The sequence below is a fragment of the Streptomyces kanamyceticus genome, from assembly GCF_008704495.1.
Taxonomy (GTDB): domain Bacteria; phylum Actinomycetota; class Actinomycetes; order Streptomycetales; family Streptomycetaceae; genus Streptomyces; species Streptomyces kanamyceticus.
Window position 1 is genome coordinate 2,675,051 of the sequence record NZ_CP023699.1, and the last position, 24,918, is coordinate 2,699,968.

20 protein-coding genes are annotated in these 24,918 nt (G+C 70.3%); 8 read left to right on the top strand and 12 right to left on the bottom strand.

What is annotated here, in order from left to right:
* The first annotated feature begins 42 nt into the window (after positions 1–42).
* Complete coding sequence (locus CP970_RS10570; RefSeq protein ID WP_055545041.1) at positions 43–981, top strand: LysR family transcriptional regulator; 939 nt, start codon at positions 43–45, stop codon at positions 979–981.
* Here CP970_RS10570 and CP970_RS10575 read toward each other — a convergent pair.
* The 3 genes from CP970_RS10575 to CP970_RS10585 all read right to left on the bottom strand — a co-directional run bounded on the left by CP970_RS10575 (position 930) and on the right by CP970_RS10585 (position 3,478).
* Complete coding sequence (locus CP970_RS10575) at positions 930–1,685, bottom strand: SDR family oxidoreductase (RefSeq protein ID WP_055545044.1); 756 nt, start codon at positions 1,683–1,685, stop codon at positions 930–932. The two genes, CP970_RS10570 and CP970_RS10575, sit on opposite strands and share 52 nt — an antisense overlap.
* Positions 1,686–1,810: 125 nt before the next feature.
* Positions 1,811–2,605 (bottom strand): SDR family oxidoreductase, encoded by a 795-nt coding sequence (locus CP970_RS10580; RefSeq protein ID WP_055545040.1) that lies wholly within the window; start codon positions 2,603–2,605, stop codon positions 1,811–1,813.
* 81 nt (positions 2,606–2,686) lie between these two features.
* Positions 2,687–3,478 carry an SDR family oxidoreductase gene (locus CP970_RS10585; RefSeq protein WP_055545039.1) on the bottom strand — a complete coding sequence of 264 codons (792 nt, stop codon included), beginning with the start codon at positions 3,476–3,478 and terminating at the stop codon, positions 2,687–2,689.
* Between the two features lie 125 nt (positions 3,479–3,603).
* Between CP970_RS10585 and CP970_RS10590 the strand changes: the two genes are divergently transcribed.
* The 3 genes from CP970_RS10590 to CP970_RS10605 all read left to right on the top strand — a co-directional run bounded on the left by CP970_RS10590 (position 3,604) and on the right by CP970_RS10605 (position 6,689).
* Complete coding sequence (locus CP970_RS10590; RefSeq protein ID WP_055545038.1) at positions 3,604–4,458, top strand: helix-turn-helix domain-containing protein; 855 nt, start codon at positions 3,604–3,606, stop codon at positions 4,456–4,458.
* A gap of 202 nt (positions 4,459–4,660) precedes the next feature.
* Positions 4,661–5,956, top strand: a complete 1,296-nt coding sequence (locus CP970_RS10600) for a sensor histidine kinase (protein WP_224059206.1) — start codon at positions 4,661–4,663, stop codon at positions 5,954–5,956.
* Between the two features lie 64 nt (positions 5,957–6,020).
* Positions 6,021–6,689, top strand: coding sequence for a response regulator transcription factor (locus CP970_RS10605; protein WP_224058356.1), 669 nt, complete (start codon positions 6,021–6,023; stop codon positions 6,687–6,689).
* A gap of 52 nt (positions 6,690–6,741) precedes the next feature.
* Here the strand turns inward: CP970_RS10605 and CP970_RS10610 are convergent, their stop codons facing one another.
* The 7 genes from CP970_RS10610 to CP970_RS10640 all read right to left on the bottom strand — a co-directional run bounded on the left by CP970_RS10610 (position 6,742) and on the right by CP970_RS10640 (position 16,232).
* On the bottom strand, positions 6,742–7,338 hold the full coding sequence (locus tag CP970_RS10610) for a hypothetical protein (protein ID WP_055545036.1): 597 nt from the start codon (positions 7,336–7,338) through the stop codon (positions 6,742–6,744).
* A 110-nt stretch (positions 7,339–7,448) separates the two neighbouring features.
* On the bottom strand, positions 7,449–10,193 hold the full coding sequence (locus tag CP970_RS10615; RefSeq protein WP_055545035.1) for an AfsR/SARP family transcriptional regulator: 2,745 nt from the start codon (positions 10,191–10,193) through the stop codon (positions 7,449–7,451).
* A gap of 146 nt (positions 10,194–10,339) precedes the next feature.
* Entirely contained in the window at positions 10,340–11,437 is a 1,098-nt protein-coding gene (locus tag CP970_RS10620) for an acyl-CoA dehydrogenase family protein (RefSeq protein ID WP_150493229.1), read from the bottom strand.
* Positions 11,434–12,594: an acyl-CoA dehydrogenase family protein gene (locus CP970_RS10625; protein WP_055550975.1), complete on the bottom strand. Its 1,161-nt coding sequence runs from the start codon at positions 12,592–12,594 to the stop codon at positions 11,434–11,436. Before CP970_RS10625 ends, CP970_RS10620 begins: the two co-directional genes overlap by 4 nt.
* A 97-nt stretch (positions 12,595–12,691) precedes the next feature.
* The gene (locus tag CP970_RS10630; RefSeq protein WP_055550977.1) at positions 12,692–13,885 is read right to left on the bottom strand and encodes a CaiB/BaiF CoA transferase family protein; all 1,194 of its coding nucleotides are present in this window, start codon (positions 13,883–13,885) and stop codon (positions 12,692–12,694) included.
* Between the two features lie 36 nt (positions 13,886–13,921).
* Positions 13,922–15,382: a CoA transferase gene (locus CP970_RS10635; RefSeq protein WP_055550979.1), complete on the bottom strand. Its 1,461-nt coding sequence runs from the start codon at positions 15,380–15,382 to the stop codon at positions 13,922–13,924.
* Positions 15,383–15,494: 112 nt separating this feature from the next.
* Positions 15,495–16,232, bottom strand: a complete 738-nt coding sequence (locus CP970_RS10640) for a helix-turn-helix domain-containing protein (protein WP_063806164.1) — start codon at positions 16,230–16,232, stop codon at positions 15,495–15,497.
* A 420-nt stretch (positions 16,233–16,652) separates the two neighbouring features.
* Between CP970_RS10640 and CP970_RS10645 the strand changes: the two genes are divergently transcribed.
* From CP970_RS10645 to CP970_RS45510, 4 genes are all read left to right on the top strand, one after another.
* A complete protein-coding gene (locus CP970_RS10645; protein WP_055550983.1) occupies positions 16,653–16,937 on the top strand; it encodes a hypothetical protein in 285 nt (94 codons plus the stop codon).
* Positions 16,934–17,332: a PIN domain-containing protein gene (locus tag CP970_RS10650; protein WP_055550985.1), complete on the top strand. Its 399-nt coding sequence runs from the start codon at positions 16,934–16,936 to the stop codon at positions 17,330–17,332. Before CP970_RS10645 ends, CP970_RS10650 begins: the two co-directional genes overlap by 4 nt.
* Before the next feature lie 151 nt (positions 17,333–17,483).
* Positions 17,484–20,948 (top strand): type ISP restriction/modification enzyme, encoded by a 3,465-nt coding sequence (locus CP970_RS10655; RefSeq protein WP_150493231.1) that lies wholly within the window; start codon positions 17,484–17,486, stop codon positions 20,946–20,948.
* Positions 20,949–21,013: 65 nt separating this feature from the next.
* Complete coding sequence (locus tag CP970_RS45510) at positions 21,014–21,145, top strand: hypothetical protein (protein WP_263406793.1); 132 nt, start codon at positions 21,014–21,016, stop codon at positions 21,143–21,145.
* A gap of 214 nt (positions 21,146–21,359) precedes the next feature.
* Here the strand turns inward: CP970_RS45510 and CP970_RS10660 are convergent, their stop codons facing one another.
* Both CP970_RS10660 and CP970_RS10665 read right to left on the bottom strand, forming a co-directional pair.
* Positions 21,360–22,733, bottom strand: a complete 1,374-nt coding sequence (locus CP970_RS10660) for a class I SAM-dependent RNA methyltransferase (RefSeq protein WP_055550989.1) — start codon at positions 22,731–22,733, stop codon at positions 21,360–21,362.
* A 111-nt stretch (positions 22,734–22,844) separates the two neighbouring features.
* Positions 22,845–24,917 (bottom strand): APC family permease, encoded by a 2,073-nt coding sequence (locus CP970_RS10665; RefSeq protein WP_055550990.1) that lies wholly within the window; start codon positions 24,915–24,917, stop codon positions 22,845–22,847.
* Position 24,918 lies beyond the last annotated feature (1 nt).

Here is a 24,918-nt window from a genome sequence, read left to right on the forward strand (position 1 = left end):
GTTGCGGGGGACGACAGAGAGACAGAGAGGGGGCGGGAGCCAATGAGCCTTCGTCAGTACGAGTACGCCCTGGCCGTCGCCCAGGAGGGCTCGGTCACGGCGGCGGCGGAAGTGCTGCACGTCGCGCAGCCGTCGGTGTCCCAGCAGATCCGCGGCCTGGAGCGGGAACTCGGCGTGGAGCTGTTCGCCCGTACGCCGTCCGGCCTGGTGCCCACCGCGGTGGGCCGCGCGTTCCTGCGGGAGGCGGAGGTCGCGGTGAGCGCGTCGCGCAAGGCGAGGGAGACTGCGCGGGCCGGTGCCGAGGACCTGGTGGGCGAGCTGGCGGTCGCGGCGCAGATCGGCTTCGGCACCCGGCAGTTGCCGCGTGCGCTCGGCACGCTGCGTCGCCGGTTCCCGCGCCTGGAGGTCACCGTCTTCGAGGAGCCGAGCTCCGCCGAACTGGACCGGCTGTGCCGCAGGGGCGCCGTCGACCTCGCCCTCATGGCGGCCTGTGAGCGGAGCCCCTCCGACGCCCACCACCTCGGCGACGAGGAGTTCGTCGTGGCCCTCGCCCCCGGACACCCGCTGCTCGCCGCGGAACGGGTCGAACTGCGCGAGCTGGCAGGGGAAGCGTGGGTGAGGTTCGACCGCGACAGCGCGCTGGACGCCGTACTCGTCGACGTGCTGGGAAAGCACGATCTGGCCCCGGCCACGGCCGCCCGCGTCTCCCAGACGGCGACGGCCGTGCGCTGGGCCGCCCAGGGCCTCGGGGTGACGCTCGTCCCGGCCTCCGCCGTGCCCCACGGCCACGAACACCTCGTGCGCCCGGTGTCTCCGGCCGTGCACCAGCCCGTCATCGCCGTGGTCCGGCCGGGCCCCGGCCCGGCACAGCGGGCCCTGCTCGAACTCCTGCGCACGGAAACCTGGCCCGAGTCCGCCGTCTTCTCCACTCAGAGTTGGGTGGCGCCGCCGTCCACGGCGAATTCGGTGCCGGTGGTGTAAGTGGCGTCGAAGGCGAGGAACGCGGCCGCCGTGGCGACCTCGTCGCTGGTGCCGAAACGCCGCATGGGATTGTCCGCGACCCGCTCGGCCTTGAACTGCTCGGCGGCCTCCGGGGACAGCGTGCTCTCCAGGATTCCCGTGTCGATGGGGCCGGGGCTGACCGCGTTGACACGGATCCCGCGCGGCAGCAGCTCACGCGAGAGGCTGCGGGCCATCGAGCGCAGCGCCGCCTTGCCGGCCGCGTAGACGCTGGTCTCCAGCATGCCGATGGTGTTCGCGATCGAGGTGGTGAGGACGACGCCGGCGCCCGCGCTCAGCAGCGGGGCGAGCTTCTGCACAGTGAAGAAGGCGCCCTTGACGTTGACCGCGAACAGCTCGTCGAACGTCTCCTCGGTCGTCGACTCGAAGGGCGTGAGAGCGGTGATCCCGGCGTTGACGAACAGGGCGTCGACCGTGCCGAGTTCGCTCTTCACCCGCTCGGCCAGCACGTCCAGGTCGGACAGGGAGGCCACGTCACCCCGTACGGCCACCGCGTTCTCGCCGAGCCGCTCCCGCGCGGCGTCGAGCGTGGCCTGAGAACGACCGGTGATCACGACGCGGGCTCCGCCGTCCACCAGCATGCGCGCCATCGCGAATCCCATGCCGCTGCCGCCACCGGTGATCACTGCATTCTTACCGCTGTACTTGCCGACGTTCTTGCCCATATCCTTGCCCACGTTCTTGCCCATATCCTTGCCCACGTTCTCGCCCATGTCAGAACCCCTCACTCATCTCTCTCGCGAATCGGCGATACGCCCGAAGAAATCACTGCCGGTGTCATCCCCTGGAATCAGCCCCTGGGGAATTCACCGCCGTCCACGATGAGATTGCTCTCGGTGAGCCAGCTGGCCCGGTCGGACACGAGGAACAGCACCGCGTCGGCGATGTCGTCGGGTCGGCCCTCGCGCCCCAGCGGCGGCACGGTGGGGGTGCCGTCCCCGCCGGATGCCGGGTCCAGGCGCGCCCACTCCTCCCGGGTCGCTTCGCCACCGGGGGTGGCGACCCTGCCGGGGGACACGGTGTTGACCCGGATCCCGAACGGGGCCTGCTCAAGGGCCAGTCCCCTGCTGTACGCCTCCAGCGCCGCCTTCGCCGCCACGTAGTGCAGGAACGGCGCCACCGGAGTGAGGACCGCGGCCGACGAGACGTGCACGATCGCCCCCGAACGCCGCTCCCGCATTCCCGGCACCAGCAGCGAGTCCAGCCGCACCGACGCCAGGAAGTTGAGGTCGAGCGCGTCCTGCCACTCCTCGTCGGAGATGGCCGAAGTGCCCGCGTGCGGCGCCGCGCCACCGGCGTTGTGGACCAGGATGTCGACCCCGCCGAACCTCTCGCGCACGGCCGCGGCGAGCGCCTGCGCACCGGCCCGGGTCCGCACGTCGGCCGCAACGAATTCGGCGCCTTCGGGTGCGGTGCTCGTCGCCGACCTGGCAGTGGTGAGCACTTCGGCGCCCGCGTCGAGGAGTTGACGTACGACGGCCGCGCCGATTCCGCGGGTACCGCCGGTGACGAGGGCCCGCTTCCCCGCGAGCTCCCGCACGCCAATTCCCGTTTTGTTTCCGTTTCCATTTCCGATATCAGTCATGCGCCTCACGGTAGTTCCGGCAAATCACGAGGGGCAAAGACGAAATATCAGCAGCCGCCATAGGGAACTCCTATAGGGAACTCACGCCTCCAACGTCGGCAGGACCGAGAGCAGGGACAGGTTCACGTGGCGCGGGCGGCTCGCCGCGAACGCGATCACCTCGGCGACGTCCGTTCCGGTGGGCAGGTCGCCGAGGGAGCCCACCGCCTCCTCGACGGCGGCGCTGATCGCCGGGTCGCCGAGGTGATCGCGCAGCTCGGTGTCGATGGCCCCCGGTTCGATCGTGGTGACCCGGACGTGGTGCGGGCTGAGTTCGGCGCGCAGGTTCCGGGAGAAGTGGCTGACGGCGGCCTTGGTCGCGGCGTATCCGGCGAAGCCGGGCAGGACCGTCTGCGCGGCGGCGGACGAGACGTTGACCAGGTCCGCGTGGCCGCCGTCGGCCGCGGCCTCGATCAGGTCCGGCGTGAACGTCGTGACGACGGAGAGCGCGCCGGAGACGTTCACCTCGATCATGCGCTGCCAGTTGCTCTCGGCGCCCCGGCCGAGCAGGTCGGGGAGGGCGAGGCCCGCGTTGTTGACCACCAGGTCGACGCGGCCGATACGCTCCCGGATCCGCTCGGCGGCCGCCGTGAGCGAGGCGGGGTCGGCGACGTCCGCCGGTACCGCGAGCGCGCGGCCGCCCGCGGCTTCGATCCGCGCCACGTGGCCGGTCAGCCGCTCGGCCCGCCGGGCGAGGAGGGCGACGTGGGCGCCCTGTTCGGCCAGCAGGCGTGCGGTGGCCTCACCGATGCCGCTGGAGGCTCCCGTCACGACGGCCACCCGGCCTGCGAGGGGGCGGACGGACGAGCGGGACTGCGTTGCTGCTGTGGTCATGGTGATCTCCGAGAGCGCGTGGTGCGATGTCTTGCGCCCTCGACTCTGGTCGATCGAACCGAGGTGACCCAGGGCTCCGGCTGACCCTGGGTCTGGCAGTACCAGGCTTGACGGACACTTGAGGGATGGATTTCCGCACCGAACTGGCCTCGTTCCTGCAGTCCCGCCGAGCCCGCGTGCAGCCCGAGGACCTCGGCGTACGTCCGCTCAGCGGGCGGCGCCGCGTTCCCGGCCTGCGCCGGGAGGAGTTGGCCGAGCGGGCCGGAGTCAGCGTCGACTACTACGTGCGGCTCGAACAGGGGCGCTCCCCCAACGTCTCCGAACAGGTCCTGGACGCCATCGCCCGTACGCTGCGGCTCGACGCGTCCGAGCGGGCGCACCTGGGCCACCTGACGCGGGCGCTGCGCGGCAACGAATCGGAGCCGAGCTTGGACTCGGTCACGCCGCAACCGGTGCGCGGCGGCGTACGCATCCTCCTGGACGCGGTCGGTGACGTACCCGCCTACGTGCTGGGCCGCAGGCTCGACGTCCTGGCCGCCAACCGCCCGGCCCGCGCCCTGTTCGTCGACTTCGACGCCCTGCCCACCGCACAGCGCAACGTGGCCTGGCTCCACTTCCGCCACCCCGTGATGCGCGAGCTGCACCTCGACTGGGAGGAGGCCGCCCGGGACACCGTCGCGGCGCTCCGCATGGACCTGGGACGCTTCCCCTGCGACGACCGCCTGTGCACACTGCTCGCCGAACTGTCCGTCAGCAGCGCCGAGTTCCGTCGCCTGTGGGCCGAACACCAGGTGCGCGACCACGCTCACGGCGTACGGCGGCTGCGCCACCCCCTCGCGGGCGAGCTGACCTTGAACCACGAGACGCTGTCCCTGCCCACCGAGCCCGACCAGTCCCTGGTCACCTTCGCGGCCGAACCGGACACGGCGTCCCAGGAGGCGCTGCGCACGCTCATCGGGCATCCGGTGACGCTGGCGTAATCCTTGTTACGCCGCGACCCGCGGAGTCTGCGACTCGGGGTGGAACTGCTCGACGCGATCACGTCTCGTGTACATGTTCCAGTAGTGCTCCGCGACCTCGGGGAAGCGACCCCGACGAACCCATCGACCTCACCGACTGTGGCACCTCACCCGGGCCCTGTTCCGCACGGTCCTCGGCACGCCGGGAGAGGCGACGTACGCGCTGCTCGCCCCGCTGCCCGGGCTCATCTGCGGGGTCGTACTGCTCGGGATCCTCGCCGCGGGTCTGCTCGGTTCGGTGGTCCTGGTCGGCCCCGTGCTGCTGATCGGCGTCCCCTTCGCGGCACGCGGCGCCGGGGCCGTACACCGCGCGCTGCTCCGCGGGCTGCTGGGCGAGCGGATCCAGCCACCGCCCCCGCGGCCTCGGCCTCAGCCGCGCGGCAAGCTGCTCGTGCGCGCCCGAGCCGCGCTGACCGACCCCGACGGCTGGCGCTCCGCCGCCTTCACCCTCGCCTACCTGCCGGTCGGGGTGCTGCTCGTCATGCTGTTCGCGACGGTCCGCCTGTACGGGCTCATCGCGCTGACCTACCCGATCTGGTGGCGGCTGGTCCCGGCGGACGACGGCCACCGCGGTCTCGGACTCGGCTTCGGCGGCGTACAACTGGACACCTGGCCCACCGCACTGCTGACCTGCCTGGCCGGTTTCCTGCCGATGGCGATCTCCACCTGGTGCACCCGGTGGCTGCTCGACCTGGCCGTCCGGCCGATGGCCCGCGCCCTGCTCGGGCCCGGCAAGCTCGACGCCCGCGTCCACGTCCTCGAGGACACCCGCGCGCTCGCCGTGCAGGACTCCGCCGCCGCCCTCCGCCGGATCGAGCGCGACCTGCACGACGGCGCCCAGTCGCGGATGATCGCGGTGGCGATGACGCTCGCCCGGGCTCGCGAGCAGCTGGCCAGGCTCCCCGGTACGGAGCCCGAACTCGCCTCCGGGCGCGAGCTGGTGGACACCGCGCTCGCCGAGTCCAAGACCGTGATCGGCGAACTGCGGGAGCTCATCAGCGGCATCCACCCACCGGCGCTCAACGACGGTCTCGACGTGGCCCTGGAGACCCTGGCCGCCCGGGCCGGGATCCCGGCCACGGCGGAGACCGAGCTGCCCCTGCGCCCACCGGAGGCGATCGAGTCGATCGCCTACTTCTGCGCGGCCGAACTGCTCGCGAACGCCACCCGGCACTCGGGAGCCACCGCGGTCCGGATCGTCGCGCGCATCGACGTCGACGCCGCGCACGCCGGGGCCGTACTCACGCTGACCGTCAGGGACGACGGCCACGGCGGCGCGCACCCGCGCCGCCGTGGCACGACACGGGGCGGTGGCGGAACCGGCCTCGCCGGACTCGCCGAGCGGGTCAGTACGGTGGACGGAAGACTGCTGATCGCCAGCCCCGACGGCGGCCCCACCACCATCACCGTAGAACTACCTTTCCGCACAAAGGATCTGACGCCGCATCGGGCACCCTGACGGGGGGGCACGGCGCATCTCCGAACCATCCGAACCATCCGAACCAGGGGAGACTGGAGACTCCATGCCACCCGCCAAACCGCTGCGGATCGTCGTCGCCGAGGACGCGGCCGTCGTCCGCGAGGGCCTCGTGCAGCTCCTGCGCGACCGCGGCTTGGACGTGGTCGCCGCGGTCGGTGACGCCGAGGCGCTGGTCACCGTCGTCGAGGAACAGCATCCGGACGCCGTGGTCGCCGACATCCGGATGCCGCCGACCCACCGCGACGACGGCCTGCGCGCCGCACTGGCACTCCGCGAGCGCCATCCGGACCTCGGCGTACTGCTCTTCTCCCAGTACGTCGAGACCCGCTACGCCGACCGGCTCGCGGCGGGCGGCCTCGCCAGACTCGGCTATCTGCTCAAGGAACGCGTCGTGGACATCGCCGAGTTCGTCGACGCGCTGCACCGGGTGGCGGACGGCGGCACGGCACTAGACCCGGAAGTGGTCGCCCAACTCCTGTCCGCACGCCGCTCGGCCGAGTCCCTCTCCCCCCTCACCGAACGGGAACACGAGGTGCTGTCCTCGATGGCCGAGGGCCGCACCAACGCGGCCATCGCGGACGCGCTCGGCATCTCCCGCCGGGCGGTGGAAAAACACACCGCAGCGATCTTCGACAAACTGGACCTCCCCCGAACCGAGTCCCAGCACCGGCGCGTCCTGGCGGTCCTGCACTACCTCGACCGGCTCGACTGAGGGCAGGCGCCGCTCCGGGGGACCGGCCAGGGAGCCTGGCGTCGGCTGCCGGTTACGGGTGGTAGATCTCGGCGACCTTCACCGCGATGCCGTCCGAATCCTTGAGGACCTTCACCTTGACGCTGCCCGTCTTGGCGGCCTTCACCAGGTCGTCGTAGGTGCACTTGAGGGTGCCCGCGCCGGTGTTGTCCGCGGAGACGCTGCCGTCCGGAGCCCCGCAGATCGCCGCGGCGCCGAGGATGGCGGTGGTGTCGTCGATGAGGAAGGCCTGGTCGCCGACCATCATCTTGTGGTCGGCGAGGTAGGTGAGCGTGCCGGTGTACGTGCCCTCACCGCCTCCGGTGTTGACGCCTTCGCCGTCGGCGCCGGTGCTGGTGCCGTCCTGCTCGGAGGCGCCGCCGGAGTCGGCGGAGCCGGTGTCGCTCTTGTCGCCGCCGGCCTCGGCCTCGGGCTTGCCGTCGGTGGATGCCGAACTTCCGCTCGACTCCGATGAGTTGTCCGGCGCCGTAGAGGCGGTCGCCGAGTTGGTGGAGTCGGCTGCGCCGCTGTCCTTCGTACCGCTGCCGTCGTTGCAGGCGGTCAGCGAGAGGGTGAGGGCCGCGACGGCGGCGACGGCGAGCGTGGACTTCTTGCGCAGGGCTGTACGCATGGTGGTGTCCCCCGATGGTGGTGGTTCTGGTGTACGACCTCAGCCTGCCGCCTCGCGCTGCCGTTCCGCTAACACCCGGCTAATGTCCGCGGCGGCAGTGTCGTCGCAGGTCAAAGGGGTCGCGTAAGGGACTTCTCGACCTGTTCCGCTCTGGCCAGGTACACGGCCTCCTCGGTCGGCCCGTCGAGCACCGCTGCGATCTCCCCGAGCCGGGCCAGGGCGCGCACGGTACGGGCGGGAAGGTCCTCTTCCTCGGTGGCCCCGAGCGCGGCGAGCAGCGCGTCGCGGGCCTCCTGGTGCCGCCCGCTGTGGTGCAGCGCGACGCCGTACGACTCCCAGATCAGCGGCCGCCATCCGGCGACCTCACCTTCGGGAATGGTGTCGAGGCAGCGTGCCGTGTGCCGGGCCGCGGCCGTGAAGTCGCCTGCGGTCAGGGCGACTTGGGTGGCGTGGTAGTGCTCCAGGGTGGCGGCCGTCGGGTGGTCGATCGCGCGGGCGGTGCGGACGGCGTCCGCCAGCGCGTCGAGCGCACCGTCCGCGTCGCCGAGGCGCTGGTGGACCAGGCCGACCAGGACGAGGGTGTGGGCGGCGACCTCGGGCGCGACGCGACGCAGCGGCTCCAGCGAGCCGGTCAGATACGCCTCGGCCCGGGCGAACTGCCCGGTCTCCACGAGCAGCATGCCCATCGTGGCGCGAAGGCGTCCGATGCCCTCGGCGCTGCCGACCCGCTCGGCGGCGGCGAGGGCGATGCTCAGCGGCAGCTGCCAGCCGGGGTGCGGCCGCCACTGCACCATCGGCCACAGCAGGGCGGCGACCCGCCAGGTCCGCTCGTCGTCGCCGATCCTGGCGGCTGCGGACACGGCGGCCACCAGCGACTCCTGCTCACCGATGAACCAGGCGAGCGCCGCGTCCCGGTCCGTGAACTCCGGTACGGGCGGCCAGAGTTCGAAACCGTCGGGCGGCGGCACCGTGCGGTAGCCGCCGGTGTCGAAGACGTCCACGGCGGCGAGCTGGGCGCGCAGCCAGTGGTCGACGAGGCGCCGGGTGATCGCGTCGGCCTCCTCGGTGCGGGGCAGTCCGCGCGCGTAGAGACGTACGAGGTCGTGCAGGCCGTAGCGGCCGGGCGCGGTCTCCTGGATCAGGTGCGCGGCGGCGAGCCGGTCCAGGCCCGCGCGGGCCTCGGTGACCAGGACGCCGGCGGCTGCCGCGGCGGCGTAGGCATCGCTCTCGCGGGTGAAGGAGTGGCCGAGCGCGCCGAGCAGCCCTGCGTCGGCGGGCGCGAGCCGGGCGACGGAGGCGCGCAGGGTGGCCTCGACTCCGGTGTCCTCGGCGGACAGGAGCGTCAACCGGGCGCCCTCGTCGGCGAGTTCGACGGCCAGGTCGGCGACCGTCCAGTGCCGACGGCCCTTGAGTCGGGCGGCGGCGATGCGCAGGGCGAGCGGCAGGCCGTCGCACAGCCGGGCCACCTCGCGAACGGCGCGCTCGTCGGAGGCGTCGGGGCCGAGCGCCTCGGCGAGCAGCAGGGCCGCGTCGTCCTCGTCGAGCACTTCGACGGGGACCGGCGTCGCACAGTCCGAGGCGATGATGGCGTCGAGCCGGGTCCGGCTGGTGACGACGGTGGCGCAGCCCGGGCCGCCGGGCAGGAGAGGGCGGACCTGGGCGGAGTCCTTGGCGTTGTCGAGGACGACGAGCAGCCGCCGGTCCTTGACCAGGGACCGGAACAGAGCCGCCGCGGCGTCGAGCGAGTCGGGCACGGCCGGGGCCTGCACTCCGAGGGCGAGCAGGAACTCCCGGAGGACATCGGCCGGTTGGGCGGGATCGGTGCCGCTGTGCCCGCGCAGATCGGCGAAGAGCCGGCCGTCGGGGTAGGCGTCGGCGTGCGCGTACGCCCAGTGCACGACCAGCGAGGTCTTGCCGACCCCGGCGGGTCCCGTGACCAAGGCGATGGGGGTCTCGGTGACGGTGGCGGTGGTGGTCAGCGCGGCGAGTTCGGGGGCGCGGCCGTGGAATCCGCGGGGCGGGCGCGGCAGCAGGTCGGGGGCGGCCTCGGGGTCCCGCACGAGGGTCCGCCCAGGTGCCTGCCGCGCCGCGGCCCCCTCTTCCCCTCCCGCTCCGGCCGTCACCTCAAGGACCTCCTCGTACGCCTCTCGCAACACGGGCCCCGGGTCGACGCCCATCGCGTCGGCGAGCTCTTCGCGGGTGCGGTGGTACTGCTCCAGGGCGTCGGACTGGCGGCCCGCGCGATTCAGCGCCCGGATCAGCGCGGCGATCAGCGGCTCGCGCAGCGGATGTGTCGCGGCCTCCTTGCCGAGCAGCGCCACCGCCCGGTCGTGCTCGCCGAGCACCGCATAGGTGGCCGCCAGCTGCTCGACCGTGGCGATCCTGCTCTCCTCCAGCGCGTTCGCGGCGGCGAGCAGTGGGGCGGTGCCGGTGATCCCGCCGAGCGCGGGACCCTGCCACAGGGCCAGGGCCTCGCGCAGCATCAGCGCCGCGTCGGCCGGCTCGCGCTGCCGCCGGGCCAGCGCGGCCAGGTCCTCGAAACGGCGTACGTCAAGGAGCGTCTCGGGCAGCCGCAGCGCGTACGCCCGCCCCTGCGTGGTCACTTCGACGCCGTACGCGGCCAGGTCCGTCTCGGCGATCAGCGCGCGCAGCCGTGAGACGTGCCCCTGGATGACGGTGCGCGCGTGCCGCGGCGGCTCGTCCTCCCACAGCACCTCGGTGAGCGTGTCGACGGAGACGGCGGCCGGCGCGCGCAGCAACAACATGGCGAGCAGACTCCGCCGCTTGACGGGCCCGAGCGGCACGGGCCCCGCCCCGTCGTTGATCGCCACGGTTCCGAGGAGCTGGAACTCCATGTACGTGCACTCTCCAGGCGGGCTGACGGGAACGGAAGGACGAGGATAGCGAGCATATCGCCAGGGGTTACTGGCGAGTTCGCGCGCTTTGTGGCGATTGGCGGCCCTGGTGATCCGGTCAGGCTGATCCGGCCAGGGGGATCCCGTCAGGGTGTGGTGGTGAGGGCGGGCCAGAGAGTGGCAGCGGTGAGAGGGCGGGCCAGGCAGTGTGCCCAGTGGGTCTCGTCGCCGTCCTCGTCGCGCCAGGACCACAGCCGGGTGGTGGCGAGGTGGAGCGGGTGGAGCCGGGTCATGCCGATGGCGCCGTGGAGCTGGTGGGCGATGCGGGCGATCTCGGCAGCCGAGGCGGACGCCTGGGTCTTGGCCGCGGCGACGGTGAGCCGTACGGCAGGGCCGCCGGTGTCCAGCGGGACGGCGGCGGCCCGGACGGCGGCGCGCACCAGTGCGGCTTCCTCGATCAGCCGTGCCTCTTCCTGCTTGACGGCCTGGAAGTGGCTGAGCGGACGGCCGAACTGGGTGCGGGCGGTGGTGTGGGCGACCGTCAGGTCGACGCAGCGTTCGGCGGCTCCGGCGATCAGGGCGGCGCGGGCCAGGGCCGCGCGGAGCCGGGCCTCGTCGAGCAGTTCGGGGGCGATCCGGCGAACCTGTGCGGCGGGAACCTCCAGGGCGGCGAGGTGCAGGTCGTCGCGGGGTTCCTCGGCGAGGTTGCCGCCGGGGGCGAGGTCGGCCAGGTCGGGGGTGAGGGTGAACAGGACGGGGCCGAAGGGGGCGGCGGCCAGGACGACCACCGCGGTGGCGGCGCGCCCCCAGGGGACGCGGGGCAGGGTGCCGGTGACCAGCAGGGTGTCGTCTTCGCCCAGGCAGCCGGCCGAGCCTACGGGGGAATCGGCCGGGTGTGCGTAGCGGATCGTCAGCTCGGGGGCGATGGCGTAGCTGAGCGGTCCTTCGGGGACGGGGAGTCCGGCGCGGCGCAGCAGGGGGCGGGCGACCAGGGCGGTCTCGGCGAGGGGGGCGGGGACGGCGCGGCGTCCGGCTTCCTGTGCGGCGGCGAGGAGTTCGGCGGTGGAGGCGTCCTCGGAGGGGAGGGTCACGGCGTCGGGGGCGGTGGGGTTGGTGACGGTGGCGATGGCGTCCGCATCGGCGTAGAAGGCGGTGGTGTCGTAGGCGTCGGCGGGAATGACCGGGGTGCTGGTGTCGATCGTGTGGGTGTTGACCGTGTGGGTGTCGATCGTTCGGGTGTTCATGAGTGCTGCTCCAGACCGCGAGTGATGATGCCGCGAAGGATTTCGTTGGTGCCGCCGCGCAGCGTGTAGCCGGGGCTGTGCAGCAGGGCGAAGGCGAGCAGTTCGGGGTGACTCCCCGGGGTGGCGTACGGATCGGCCGGGGTCGGCAGGATGCTGCGGACGGTGTCGACGAGCGTGCCTTCCAGGCGGGTGCCGAGGTCCTTGACCAGGGCGGCCTGGGTGTCGGGCGAGGCTCCGGCGTCCAGGGCCGCGGCCACCCCGAGGGACAGCTGGCGGAGGCTGAGGAGACGGGCCGTCAGGATGCCTACCTGGGTGAGCTGTTCGGCCGTGGCGCGCCGCTGCTCCAGTTCGCGCAGCAGGGAGACCAGCAGGGGGAAGGTGGACAGGTAGCGTTCAGGACCGCTGCGTTCGAAGGCGAGTTCGCCGGTGACCTGCTGCCAGCCGTCGCCCCGCCGCCCGAGCAGCATGCCGTCCGGGACGTCGACGCCTTCGAGGTGGACGGCGTTGAAGCGGTGCTCGCCGCTCATCAGGCGGATCGGCTCGACGCGTACGCCAGGGGCGCGCAGGTCGACGATGAACTGGCTGAGCCCTGCGTGCCTGTCCTCGGCGTCGTCGGTGCGCGCGAGGACGATGGCGTAGTCGTTGACGTGAGCGCCGCCGGTCCACATCTTGGTGCCGGTCAACCGCCAGCCGTCGGCGGTGCGTTCGGCGCGGGTGGCGACCGAGGCGAGGTCGGAACCGCTGCTCTTCTCGCTCATGCCGATGGAGAAGAAGCACTGCCCGGCGGCGATCCTCGGCAGGAAGAAGCGGCGCTGTTCCTCGGTGCCGTGCTGGAGGACGGAAGGACCGGCCTGTCGGTCGGAGACCCAGTGGGCGCTCACCGGGGCACCTGCGGCAAGGAGTTCCTCGATCACCACGTAACGCTCCAGGAAGCCGCGGCCCGCGCCGCCGTACTCGGTGGGCAGGGCCATGCCGACCCAGCCGCGCTCGGCGAGGCGACGGCTGAAGCCGGGATCCCAGCCGGCCAGCCAGGAGTCGGGGCGGCCGAGGACGGTGCCGCGGGCACGCTCCTCGTCGAGGAAGGCGCGGACCTCGCCGCGGAGGCGGCGGGCCGATTCGGGCAGGGCGACATCGGGGAAGGCGACCGGTGAAGGCATCGAGGGTGACGACATCGAAGGGGACATGGTTCATTCGCTCCGGGTAGGTGAATTAACTTACTGTCAGGGCCAATTGACTGTTCGTCAGGGATGCCGATCAGCCCGCGGGGTGCAGCAGGGAAGGGTCGAAACCCGCTTCGCGCAGCACCTCATCGGTGTGCTGGCCGATGGCAGGGCAGGGCCGTAGCTCCGGGTCCGGGTCGGCCGAGTAGCGGACCGGGCGGCCGATCACCCGGTAGGGGCCCTCGGTGGGGTGCTCGGCCTCGCGCAGCAGGCCGCCCTCCTGGGCGTAGGCGGTGGTGGCGGCGGACTCCAGGTCGAGTACGGGGGCGGCGGCGATGCCCGCCCGGTCGCAGAACTCCTGCCACTCGGCGCTGGTGTGCAGCGGTGTCAGCTCCTCGAGCAGCGGATAGAACTGGTCGGCGTTGCGGGCCCGTTCGGGTCCGGTGGCGAAGCGCGGGTCGGCGGCCAGTTCGGGGCGGTCGACGTAGGCGGTGAAGTCCCGCCAGTTGCGGTCGCTGTGCGGCAGGATGCACATCCAGCCGTCGGCGGTGCGCAGGGCGCGGCGCCGCGGACTGAGCGAGCGGGCCGAGCCGAACGCGCCATCGGCCTCAAGGGCGGCCGCGCCCAGGTGCTCGACCAGGTTGAAGGCGAGCATGGTGTCGGCCATGGGGACCTCGATGTGCTGTCCGGTGCCGCCGTGCTCCCGGTAGTGCAGCGCGGCCAGGACAGACTGGGCGATCTGCATGCCGCAGATCTTGTCGGCGAGCACGGTGGGCACGTAGTGGGGCTGGCCGGAGACCTGGTGGTTGAGCCAGACCAGGCCGCTGGCCGCCTGGATGATGTCGTCGTAGGCGGCGTGGGTGCCGTAGCGGCTGTCGCTGCGGAAACCCTGGGCGTTGGCGTAGATCAGGCCGGGGTTGACGGCCGCGACCGCGTCGTAGCCGAGGCGGAGCTTCGCCAGGGCCTGCGGGCGCAGGTTGGTGATGAAGACGTCGGCGGTGCGCAGCAGGGCGAGCAGGGCGTCGCGGCCGTGCGGGGCCTTGAGGTCGATGGCGGCGCCGCGCTTGTTGCGGTTCAGGTTGAGCGCAGGGCCGCCCATGCCGGGGTGGCGCCGTGGCGGGTAGTGACGCGTCATGTCGCCGGTGGGCGGTTCGACCTTGATCACGTCCGCGCCCAGGTCGCCGAGCTGTTGGGCGGCGTACGGGGCCATGATCACGCTGGCCAGTTCGATGACGCGGACTCCGGCGAGGAGCCCGCGGCCGGACGGGCCGCTCGGCTTTTCGGACATCTTCTGGTGCCTCCTGGGGTATCGAGGGGGGAGCGCTCAGCGCCACTGAAGAGCGGCGGACCCGAGCGGGGACCGCCGACCGGCCTGAGGGACCGTGCGCCCGCTGTACGCGAACGGCGTCGCCGGTTCGATGAGCGGGCCGAAGTCGGTCTGGGTCGTGGACAGTTCCGCGAACGGGGCACGCCCCGGCCTGGGCAGGTCGAGTACGTCCTCCCTTGCCAGCAGCCCCAGTTCCTGAACCCAGTGACACACCCCGGCCAAGGTCACGCGGATCCGCCAGGAGCCGCCCTCCGTCGCACGTCGGCGCAGGACGGTTGCCACGGCGGCGGCCCCGAGGTAGGCGGCGAGGTAGTCATTGAGCAGGTACGTCGGCGGCAGCGACGGCCGGTCGGTCCACTCCTCGACGGCGAATCCGGTGGCGGAGCAGGCGAGTTGGTCGAATCCGCCGCGTTCGCCCCAGGGACCTTCGGCGCCCCAGGCGTGGTATTCGAGAGTGATGAGTCCGGGTCGCCGCCGGACGAGCTCCTCGGTCGACGCCCCGTGCCGGGCGAGTCCCCGGTAGGCGTGCACGAAGACGTCCGCTTCCTGGAGCACGTCGTGGAAGGCCGCACGGTCGCGACCGTCGCGCAGATCGCAGTAGGCGTTGCGCTTGCCGCCGCCGGTCATCGCGATCATCGGGATCGGGTCGGGGCGGTCGGGACGCGACAGGTGCAGCACGTCGGCGCCGAACTGGGCGAGCAGCCGCGCCCCGACGGGACCCGCGATGACGTGGGTGAGATCGAGCACCCGTACGCCCGCGAGCGCCTCGTCGGCCTCGCCGATCGGCTCCAGGGGCCGGACAGGGCCGTCACCGACGCGGTCGATCTCGACGACCGGGCGCCGCGCGACGTACCGCCCGGCGGGGTGCGCGAGCCACTCGTCCCGACCGCGCACCACGCAGGCGACGCCGCCTCGCGCGCAGATGGCCTCCTCCAGCGTGAAGGCGTCCCAACGGGCCGCGGCCCGCGCGATCCCCACCTTGTCGGGCTCGCACCTCAGCACGGACTGGACCGCGTCCCGCAGATGCGGATAGGTGGTGATGACGAAAATCCACCGGCCGTCGCGTGCCCGGTAGAAGTCGTTGTTGCCGAGCAGCGTCGGATCGTCGAGGAGAGTGCCGAGGGGGCGCCCCGAGAGCGTCGTGTGATAGGTCGCCATGAGCTGGTCGATCGCGGCTCCGGCCTGCACCCGAACCCTCTGGTGCGGGTGGCCGCGATACTCACCGACCGCCGCCGCCTGCCGCCCGAAGACCCCGATCGCGGCGGACATGGCATCGGCGAGGCGGTGCACGGAGGGCACCAGGGGATCGGCTCCGACGACGGTGATGTCCTCGGCGCCCCGGGCCGGATCGGGGTCACCGAGGGCGTGCAACAGCCGGGAGACGATCTCGCCGGAGGACGTCAGCGGCGCCGTAGACACCGCCGCCGCCGCGGTCGTGGTCAGCATGTTCGAAGTCATGCCGGGATGCTCGTTCCCGGCACGGCAGGAGCACCCAGATTCACGGATATCCGTGAACGGATGCGAAGGTCACGCCCACCTCTCCTAAATGCCCCCCCTAGACGTACCCCCCCTAGATGTGTCCCTCCTGGATGTGCGCGAGGAGCCGGGCCGCCGCCCGGTCCAGACTCAGCCGCTCCGAGCGGCCGCGACGCCGGTGCATGAGCACGAGGGCGCCCGTGACGACGGACCCTTCGGTGACGGGGATCGCGAGCGCGCTGACCTCGGGATCGGCCAGCCCCTCGCTGCGACTGATCCGCGACGCACGGATAGCCGGAAGAACACGGCGGAACTCGGCGACCGCCTCGGGATCATGGCGGGCGAGCTCGTCGAGCAGCCCGCGACGCTCCGACTCGTCGGTAAAGGCCAGCAGTAGACGGCCCGCGGCGGTACGCAGCAACGGCCGGGCCACATGCTCGTCGGCGAGCGGCACGAGGCGCGGAATCTCGTCCTCGCCACCGCGCGCGAGGTGCACGGCGTCGAGCCCGACCCGCACCGTGAGCAGCACCGGGGTGCCCGCGACGCGGCTCAGTTCGTCGAGCTCGGCCTGACTGATCCGCGGGACGACCCGCCCGGCGATGAGGTTGAGGACGTGCGGGGCGGGCCCGAGCCTGAAGCGCCCGTGCTGTTCCAGCAGGAAACCGGTCGCGACAAGGCCGTTGACCAAATCCTGCACCGAACTCGCCGGCGCCCCGACCGCCCGCGCCAACTCGGCCACGGTCACTCCGCCCGACGCCCGAGCGGCGGCCTCCAGGATCCAAGCGACCCGGTCCACCGTACGGTGCCGCCGCCGTCGGCCGTGCTCGCTCATGTTGCCCCACCTCGTCTGTCTGGCAGACCGAGCGCCTGACGCCCCATCAGGATGTGCGTCACGTGCGTCGTTCATGCGTCAAGATGTCGCCCGGAAAACCCCCGGGACACATCATGCACACTCGACGAAACCGCAGGTCAGCGGCCCTCCTCGGCAGGCTCAAGGATCGCGACGCACTCCATATGATGCGCCATCGGGAACATGTGAATCAAAAACACGTGAAAGAAAGCCGCAGGTCAGCGGCGCACTGAGAGCAATTCGGGCCGGGTTCGACATGCGTTACGGGCGCTACGTGCGATCCCTTGACGCACGACCCACCCGACTTGGACACCCCTCCAGCTCGCGACGACAGAGCCCAGGCCCGAGCAGGGAACCAGCCAGAGTGTCGCCGTATAGCATTCGAAATGCCATACTCCCATTATGGCCGACGACAGCACTGACTTCCTGCCCGGCGACGGGCCCAGCAGCGGCATCTCCATCTCCCTCGCCGCCGGCACCCTGCAGGCGATCCGGGAGAGGGTCGGCAAGCGGGGCGTGTCCGCCTACCTGGAGAAGGCCGCACAGCGGCAGATCGAGCGCGACAGCCTGGACGAGCTGATCGCCGACTTCGAGAGCGCCAACGGCCCCGCCGATCCGGAGGCCGTGGCCGCCAAGCGGGCCAGACTCACCGGCACCCCCTCCTCCGGAGCCGGTGCGGCCGCGTGAGCGGCGCTCTGATCCTCGACAGCGAGGGCCTGGCGAAAGCCGTCCAGCGCGACCGCGAAGTCCAGGAGTGGCTCACTGCCGCCCGCGACGCCGACTGGCCCGTCGTCACCTCGGCCGCAGTGCTGGTCGAGGTGATCCACCCCAGGATCAATGACGCCGCACTGAAATGGACACTGTCCCGACTGCGGGTCGAGCCCGTCACCCAGGCCACCGCCCAGACTGCGGCGACGCTGCTGCGCACGACCGGACTACACGGCCACAAGTACGCCATCGACGCCATGCTCTGCGCCACCGCGCTCGCTCAGCCTGGCCGCGTCACGATCCTGACCACTGACGTCGAGGACATCGCCATGCTCACCGCGGACCACGCCCGAGTCGTGGCTGAGAAGGTCTGACGCAGTCAGAGTCAGCACCAATCCGTACCCTGCCCCCGCTGGCAGCACGCGCACTCGACGTATCGACGAGGCCACGCTCTCGACGGGGAGTGATGTCACGCTTACCGTAAGTTGAATAAGATGCGGGCGTGTGCTGGCCTCAGGGGGCGGGATGCAGCGCAAGGAGCGGTTTCGAAGCATCGTCAGCGAATTCGGCGCGACATGTAAGCAGGCGTTGCTGCACGGGCAGAAGGAAGCCGCGATCCGCCGGGCGGTAGAAACCCTCCTAGTCGACTCGGCAGGGGTGTTGGGGCTGCAGGCGGTCCTGCACGCCGAGGTAGCCATCGCCGCGCACCGGATACGGCCGGACCTGGCAGTGCGGATCGGGAAATTGCCGCGCAACATCGTCGGCTACGTCGAGCTGAAGAGCCCCGACAAGAGCACGATTCATCCCGGCGGCTTGAATCGGCGCGACCGTCGTCAATGGGAGGGCATGGCTAAACTGCCCAACCTGATCTACACGAACGGTCAGACCTGGATCATGTACCGCTCAGGTCAGCAGTACGGCGACACCATCCACTTCGAGGGAGATCTGCGCAGCGCTGGCTCCCATCTACGGCTGCCTGCCGCCAGTGGGGCCGCCTTCGAGGCCATGCTTGTCGCCTTCTTCGGCTGGCAACCCCGGCCACTGACGTCAATGCGGGAAGTGGTCACCCAAGTCGCCCCGCTGTGCACTCTTCTGCGTGATGCCGTTCACGATCGCCTCGATGCCGAAGCCATCCTTCCGCGCCATCAACGCCCGTTCACCGACCTGGCTTCCACACTTGAGGTTGACCTCTTCCCGACCACAGACGGCCGGGACAAGCGTGCCACCTTCGCTGACCGATATGCCCAGTCCGTCACCTTTGCCCTCTTGCTCGCTAGCTCAGATACCGCTGGCGACAAGGACAAAGCATTGATCGGCATGAGCTTGCACGAGGTAGGCCGACGCCTTGGGGCTGAGCACTCCGTCATGGGCCGCGCGTTACAGATCCTCACCGATCAGGTCGAGGGTGAATTCCGTGACAGCTTGGACATGCTCGTCCGCGTCATTGACGCCATCGACTGGAAAAGCGCCCTCGTCGGCGAACCTGGCTTCCACATCCATCTCTACGAGCACTTCTTGCAGGAGTACGACGCCGAACTACGTAAGGACTCTGGCACCTACTACACGCCGGCCCCGCTGGTGACAGAGATGATCCGTCTGGTTGATGAGGTGCTGGCGACCACTCTGGACTGCCCAGATGGCTTCGCTGACCCCGGTGTGTCCATCATCGACCCATCGATGGGAACAGGCACCTTCCTCACCGGCATCATCGACCTCGTCGCCAGCAAACAGTCCGAAGGTGGCAACGAAGGCTTCCGCGCCGAATCTGTGCAAGAACTCGCGAGCCGACTGATCGGGTTCGAAAAGCAGATGGGTCCCTTTGCCGTCGCTCAGATGCGTGTGGGGCAGATGCTCCGGCACCTCAATGCCCGAGTCCGGTTGCGTGACATGCGCCTACACTTGGCCGACACTCTCGCCGACCCCTGGCGACCAAGTGAACTCTTCGATCGCTACGGCGCCTTGTGGGGGCCTCTACGTGATGACGCTGAGGCAGCCAGCACGATCCAGCGCAACGAGCGCATCACCGTCGTCATCGGCAATCCTCCCCATCGCGAACAGGCAGAGGGCCAGGGCGGATGGATAGAGAAGGGCTCACCGGGTCGCGGCGCCCCGCCTCTGGACGACTTTCGGCTGCGTGGCGCGGCAGGCGCGTACGAGAACAAATTGAAGAGCCTGTGCACCTACTTCTGGCGCTGGGCCACTCACAAAGTCTTCGACCAGTACGGCGATCACCGTCACGGCGTCGTCTGCTTCGTCAGCACCGGCGGCTTCATCCGCAGTGCTGGCTTCCAGGGCATGCGTTCCTACCTGCGATGCACCTGCACAGAGGGTTGGGTCATCGACCTCACACCCGAGACCAAGAGACCTCCGCTCAACAGCCGCTTCTTCCCTGGAGTCCAGCAGGAGTTGGCCATCGCCATCTTCGTCCGCCGACAAGGCAAACGACAGGAGGACTTAGCACCCGTCCACTACGCAGCCGTTCACGGAACCCGCCAGAGCAAAGAGGAGCAGCTGCACAACCTGCATATCAGCGGCCCCGGCTGGCGCACTTCCCGGTCTGTCAAGCACGCCCCTTTCACGCCTGCTCCTCAGAGCGGCTGGGACACTTTCCCCGCCCTCACCGAGCTAATGCCCTGGTGCAAGCCTGGCATCAAGACCAACCGGAACTGGGTCATCAGTCCGTCCAAGACCATCCTGCAACGACGCTGGAACCGCCTCGTCCAAGAACGCGACCCCGCGACGAAACAGGAACTGTTCAAAGAGACCCGAGACCGCACCCTGGACAAGGAAGCCCTCCAGATCCCGGGCCATCCCCACCCACCGATCCGCCTGCGCATCGAGCGAGGCCCCTGTCCCAATCCGATACGCATTGCCCGTAGAGCCCTGGATCGCCAATGGCTCATACCCGACGGCCGCGTCATCGACTATTCCCGACCTGAGTTGTGGCAAGCCGATATCGACGGCCAAATCTTCGTTGCCGAACAGCACACCCAACGCCTGCAGACAGGTGCGGGACTGCTTTTCACAGCCCTGGTCCCCGACATGCACTACTTCAACGGAAACGGTGGCCGTGTCCTACCACTCATGCACGCCGACCGAACCCCCAACATCACGCCGGGCCTCTTACCCCACCTCGCGAACTCCTACGGCCTCCAGCAAGTCCTCCCCAAAGACTTGCTCGCCTATATCGCCGCTGTCACTGCCCACCCCGCCTTCACCGAACGGTATGCGGATGACCTCAACTCCCTCGGTGTTCGTGTCCCCCTGACCTCCGACCGTGACCTCTGGCATGAGGCCATCAGCGTTGGGCACCACGTCTTGTGGGCCTCAACGTTCGGCACACGCTGTATCGACCCCGACGACGGCCGTCCGGCAGGCACATGGAACTGCTGGCGGCGCCTACACCCCGAGATCACGTACGCCCGGGAGATCGCATCCGACTGCCTCCCATCGGCTGTCAACTACGACGTCGAACGCCAGCACCTCGTTATCGAGGGCGGCATCTTCACCGGTGTCACTCCACGCATGCGCGACTACTCCACGGGCGGGCGCAACGTGCTCGACAGCTGGCTCGCCTACCGCAGCGACCGCACCGCCGGCAAAATAACCAGCGAACTCGACCGTGAACGCCCCGAGCGCTGGGAACCCGAATGGAGCCGGGAACTCGTCGAAGTCCTAGCCGTACTCAGGCATCTCACAACCCTGGAACCTCAGCAGGCAGAGCTTCTCGACCGCATAGTCGCCGCCCCCACGATCGACGTCGCTGAACTCACCCGCCGCCATATCCTCCCAGTACCTGAGCGCGCCCAGCACGCCCACACCGGTGCGGACCATGCATTCCTGCCCGGCATGGACACAGTCGATGGCCAGCCGCCAAGCCCTGTCGAGCCTCTGTCTCTCCCGAACGACCCCGCGGATACCACGCCGCCCAAGTCGCCCTCACCAACGCACCCCGCCCCACGCGCCCGACGGCGTCGCGGTCCGGCCTGATTGATGGCGCCCGAATCCCCGCGGAAGCAACGAGCATCCTCCCCCGGGGCGGCACAGGAGGACACATGCATCAGGTCCTCAACGACCGGCAGCAGACCGTACTCGACTGGGTCGGCCAGGGGTGTCCCGACGTTGTCTGGCCGGACAGTAGGCACAAGGCCGACGCCCAGACCCTGCAGAGCCCCCGCTCCTACTGAGACCCAACCCAGCCATAAACGACAGCTCTTCATCAAGAGATAGCAAAGAAGGAACCCCGACAGACCTCACCCGACGCAAGGTCGCCTACGCGAACAGCCGCCTGGCGGCACATCAGAACGTGCGTCAGAAGAGCCTCACGTACGTCGAATATGCATCAAGATATCGCCCGTAAAACCCACAAGGCACATCATGCACACTCGACGAAACCGCAGGTCAGCGACCCTTCTCAGCAGGCTCGAGGATCGCGACGCACTCCACATGATGCGTCATCGGGAACAGGTCAAACGCCCGCAACGTCCGCACCTTGTACCCCCCCTCCCTGAAATACCCCAAGTCCCGAGCCAACGCAGCCGGATCACAAGCCACATACGCGATCCGGCGCGCGCCGAGGCCCACCAGGTGGCGGACCGTCTGCTTCCCCGCCCCCGCGCGCGGCGGGTCCAGGACGATCAGGTCGGCCTCGGTGATCCCCGTCTTCGGGAGGATCGATTCGACCTTGCCCTGTTCGATGCGGACGCGGTCGAACGCGGCCAGGTTGTGGCGGGCGTCCTCCACCGCGCGCTTGCCGGACTCGATGCCGAGCACCGCGCCCTTGTCGCCGACGCGGTCGGCCAGTGCGCCCGCGAAGAGGCCTACGCCGCAGTAGAGGTCGAGGGCCGTGTCGCCCTTGCGGGGGGTGAGGCCCTGCATGACGGCGAGCATCAGGGTCTCGGCCGCCTTCGGGTGGACCTGCCAGAAGCCGCCGCTGCCGACGCGATAGGTGCGGCCGTCGGCGCGCTCGCGGACGAAGGGGCGGCCGTGGACGCGGTGGATGCCGCCGTCCTGCTCGGCTACGCGCATCACCGAGACCGGCTTGTCCAGTTCGACGATGGGCAGGCGCGCGCCCGGCTTCGGGGCGAGGATCACCTGGCGGTCCTGGGAGCCCGTCGCCGCGATCGCCTCGACCGACTCCATGCCGGACCAGTCGCGCTCCTCGATGCCGAGTTCGGAGACGCCCTCGGCGGCGATCATGCAGTGTTCGATCGGCTCGATCTCGTGCGAGCGGTGGCGGCGCAGGCCCGCGTTGCCGTCGGCGTCCACGGCGTACTGCACGCGCGTGCGCCACTGCGGGACCTCGCCGGAGGGGAGCTTGTCGCCCTCGGCGGGCATGACCGTGCCGTCCCAGCCCGCCTCCTCGGGGGTCAGGCCCGCGAGTCGCTGGAGCTGCTCGGCGATGACCTCGCCCTTGAGGCGGCGCTGGGCGCCCGGCTTGGCGTGCTGCCAGTCGCAGCCGCCGCAGCGGCCGGGGCCCGCGTAGGGGCAGGGGGCCTCGACGCGGTCCTTGGAGGGGTCGAGGACCGTGACCGCGTCGGCCCGGAGGAAGCGTGCGCCCTCCTCGCCCTCGGTCACACGCGCGACGACCTTCTCACCGGGCAGCGCGTGCCGTACGAAGAGGACCTGGCCCTCGGCCGTACGGGCGATGCAGTGGCCGCCGTGCGCGACGGGGCCGACCTCCACCTCGTACTCCTGGCCGACCAGCGAGACCTTCGCCTCGGAGGTGGCCGCCGACGAGTTCCCCGCCTGCGATTTCTTCGGTTCTGCCTGCATGGCGGGGTGACTCCACAACGTAAAAGGGGAACGGCCGGACAACAGCCCACCAGTCTACGTGGGTGTCGTCCGGCCGCCTGACCAAAAGGATCAGCCCGAGCCTTGAGAAGATCAGGACCTCTTGCTCGGCTCCTTCTTGTTCTGTTCCTTCGCGCGCTTCGGCAGCTTCTCCACCGGGCCCCGTCGCACCGCACCCGGCGCGCTCCACTCCGAGCGCCTGCGGGCCCGCTTCTTCGCGGCCTCGGAGGAGTCCAGCTGGTAGGGGACGGACGTCACCATCACGCCCGGCGTGAAGAGCAGGCGGCCCTTGAGTCGCAGCGCGCTCTGGTTGTGCAGCAGGTGCTCGTACCAGTGGCCCACCACGTACTCGGGGATGATCACGCTGACCACGTCGCGCGGGCTCTCGCGGCGCAGGTTCTTCACGTATTCGATGATCGGGCGCGTGATCTCGCGGTAGGGCGAGTCGAGGACCTTCAGGGGGACGGTGATGCCGCGCCGCTCCCACTCCTCCTTGAGGGCCTTGGTCTCCGCCGGGTCGACGTTGATGCTGAGGGCTTCGAGGGTGTGCGAGCGCATCAGCTTCGCGTACGCGAGGGCGCGCAGCGTCGGGCGGTGGATCTTGGAGACCAGGACGATCGAGTGGACCCGGGACGGGCGCACGGTGTCGTCGTTGGGGGTCTCCGGGGCGGCGATCTCCTCGGCCACGCGGTCGTAGTGGCGGCGGATGGCCGTCATCGTCGCGTAGAAGATGCACATGCCGAGCAGCGCGACCCAGGCACCGTGGGTGAACTTGGTGACCAGGACGACGACCAGGACGAGGCCGGTGAAGAAGGCGCCGAAGGTGTTGATCGCGCGCGAGCGGATCATGTGGCGGCGCTTGTTCGGGTCCTTCTCCTTGGCCAGGTGGCGGTTCCAGTGCCGGACCATGCCGATCTGGCTGAGCGTGAAGGAGACGAAGACGCCGACGATGTAGAGCTGGATGAGGCGGGTCGAGTCGGCGCCGTAGATGACGACGAGCAGGGCCGCGGCGCCCGCGAGCAGCACGATGCCGTTGGAGAACGCCAGGCGGTCGCCGCGGGTGTGCAGCTGGCGCGGCAGGTAGCGGTCCTGGGCGAGGATCGAGCCGAGCAGCGGGAAGCCGTTGTACGCGGTGTTGGCCGCGAGGAAGAGGACGAGGGCCGTGGCGGCGGCGAGGATCATGAAGAGGAAGCTGCCGTGGCCGAAGACCGCCTCGGCGACCTGGGAGATCACCGGGTTCTGGACGTAGTCGGAGCCGAGGGGGACGCCGTTGTCGAACAGGTCCTTGCCCGGGACTTCCGCCATCCGCACCTTGGTCACCATGGCGAGCGCGATGATGCCGCAGAACATCGTGACGGCGAGGCCGCCCATGAGCGCCAGCGTCGTCGCGGCGTTCTTGGACTTCGGCTTGCGGAAGGCGGGCACGCCGTTGCTGATCGCCTCGACGCCGGTGAGGGCGGCACAGCCGGAGGAGAAGGCCCTCAGGAGCAGGAAGACGAGGGCGAAGCCGGCCAGGCCCTGGTGCTCGGGCTTGATCTCGTAGTCGGCGGTCGGTGCCCGCATCGTGTCGTCGAGGACCAGGCCCCGGAAGGCGCCCCACGCGATCATGATGAAGACACCGGCCACGAAGACGTACGTCGGGATGGCGAAGAGCTTCCCGGACTCCTTCACGCCGCGCAGGTTCATCAGCGTGAGCAGCACGATGACCGCCACCGCGCAGAGCACCTTGTGCTCCACGACGAAGGGGACCGCGGAGCCGAGGTTCTCGATGCCCGAGGAGATCGACACGGCCACGGTCAGGACGTAGTCGACGAGCAGGGCGCTCGCGACGGTGAGTCCGGCCCTGGGGCCGAGGTTGGTGTTGGCGACCTCGTAGTCGCCACCACCGCTCGGATATTCGCGCACGTTCTGTCGGTACGACGCCACGACGGTGAACATCAGCACCACGACCGCGACGGCGATCCACGGGCTGAAGTGGTAGGCCGACACACCCGCGATGGAGAGGACGAGGAGTACCTCTCCCGGCGCGTAGGCCACGGAGGAGAGCGGGTCGGACGCGAAGACGGGGAGTGCGATGCGCTTCGGCAGGAGCGTTTCTCCGAGCCGATCACTGCGCAGTGCGCGCCCGATGAGGATCCGTTTGGGCACGTCGGTCAGTTTGGACACG